The following is a 2,004-nucleotide window of genomic DNA, read 5'->3' as shown; positions in this document are numbered from 1 at the left end:
GCGCTGCGCGCCGATCCACTTTCTCCCACAAGGGGAGAAGGGGACGCCGCGCCACCCCCTCATTGACCTTGCCCCCACTTCCGCTACCCTCTGCGCTCGAAGCGGCCGCCAAGAGCCGCGCCCTGGAGGACGTTGGGAGAGCGGCATGATCCTGACATTGGCGCTGCTTGCCGGCCTTGTCTTTGCCTGGCTGCTGATCGGCCTGATCGAGAGGTTCCGGCTCGACCTGCGCCTCACCCAGGCGCTGCTCTATGTGCCGTTCAAGCTCGCCTACCGCATTGCCGACGAGCGCATCCGCATTGCCCGCAACGCGCGCACGCCGGTCATCTATGTCGTCTCGCACCAGTCGCGGATCGAACCGGCGCTGATGCTGTCGCTCTTACCCGACGACACGCTGCACATCCTGGACGAGGCCTCGGCCCGCTCGCCCTGGCTGGAGCCGTGGCGCGAGCTTGGCCGCACCATTGCCTTCAACGCCGAGCATGTCTTCGTCAGCCGCCGGCTGGTGCGCGTGCTGAAAGGCAAGGGGCGGCTCGCCGTCTACCTGCCCGACGATGTCGAGCCCGACGTCAAGTCGTTCCGGCTGTTTCGCGCCATCACCCGCATCGCCATGCAGGCGGACGCCCGCATCGTGCCGATCTTCGTCGCCGGAGCCCGCCACCTGCCGCTGTCGCTGACGCCCGCCGACAGGGCGCCGCGACACTGGTTCCCGCGCCTGTCGCTCAGCGTGCTGGAGCCGATGACGGTCGCCGAGCTGGTGGCGCGCAATCCTGATATGGCCTCCAACACCAACGCGCTGTTCGACCGTTTCGCCGAAGCGCGGCTCTATGGCTCCAATCTCGATCGCGGTCTGTTCCTGGCGATGCGCGATGCGGCAACCAGAGTCGGCACCTCGCACCCGATCATCGAGGACGTCATCTCGGGCGCGCTGAGCTACCGCAAGATGTTCATCGGCGCGCGCGTGCTCGGCCGCCGCTTCGAGGCGGTGACGGCGCCCGGCGAAGCGGTCGGGCTGCTTCTGCCCAACGCCAATGGCGTGGTGCTGTCCTTCGTCGGGCTGATTTCGGCGGCCCGTGTCGCGGCGATGATCAACTACACCGCCGGTCCGGCGAGCGTGACGGCGGCGATCCGCACCGCGGTCATCCGCACTGTGGTCTCCTCCCGCGCCTTCATCGAAAAGGCGGGCATCGACGACATCGTCGCCGCCGTCGAGGCAGGCGGTGCCAAAATGCTCTGGCTGGAGGACGTGCGCGAGAGCGTGACGGTGCTCGACAAGGTCGCCGCGGCGCTGTTCTGGCGCTTCCCGCTGCAGCGGCAGCAAGCGGCCAAGGCGGCGGTGATCCTGTTCACCTCGGGCTCGGAGGGCACGCCCAAGGCGGTGGTTCTCTCGCAACGAAGTCTGCTGGCCAATGCCATGCAGGCCGAGGCGCGCGTGACGATCTCGCCGGCCGACATCCTGCTCAACGTGCTGCCGGTGTTCCACTCCTTCGGGCTCACCGGCGGCACGATCCTGCCGCTGGTTACGGGCGTGAAACTGTTCCTCTACCCCTCGCCGCTGCACTACAAGATCATTCCGGAAATCGCCCGCAAGGTGAAGCCGACCGTCATGTTCGGCACCGACACCTTCCTCGCCAACTATGCCCGCACCGCCAAGGACGGCGACTTCTCCAGCCTGCGTTTCGTGGTCGCCGGGGCCGAAGCGGTGAAGCCCGAGACACGGCGCGTCTATCGCGACCGCTTCCAGGCATCGATCATCGAAGGTTTCGGGCTGACGGAGGCGGCGCCTGTGGTTGCGGTGAACACCGCGATCCACAACCGCGACGGCACGGTCGGGCGTCTGCTGCCGGCGATCCGCATGAAGCTCGAGCCGGTCGAGGGCATCGGCGATGCCGGCCGGCTGTGGCTCGACGGCCCGAACATGATGATGGGCTACATGACCGCCGACCGTCCAGGCGAATTGCAGCCGCTCGAAGGCTGGCACGACACCGGCGACATCGTCTCGGT

1 protein-coding gene is annotated in these 2,004 nt (G+C 67.5%); it reads left to right on the top strand.

All coding sequences use genetic code 11. The annotated features are described in order from the left end of the window. Window positions 1–145: 145 nt before the first annotated feature. Window positions 146–2,004: AMP-binding protein (locus EOA38_RS34960; RefSeq protein ID WP_127301370.1), on the top strand; the 1,859-nt coding region annotated here is incomplete at its 3' end.

It is taken from the genome of Mesorhizobium sp. M1E.F.Ca.ET.041.01.1.1 (genome assembly GCF_003997355.1).
In the GTDB taxonomy this organism is placed as follows: domain Bacteria; phylum Pseudomonadota; class Alphaproteobacteria; order Rhizobiales; family Rhizobiaceae; genus Mesorhizobium.
Note: the sequence above shows the minus strand (reverse complement) of the source record. Positions and strands in the feature narration are given on the sequence as shown.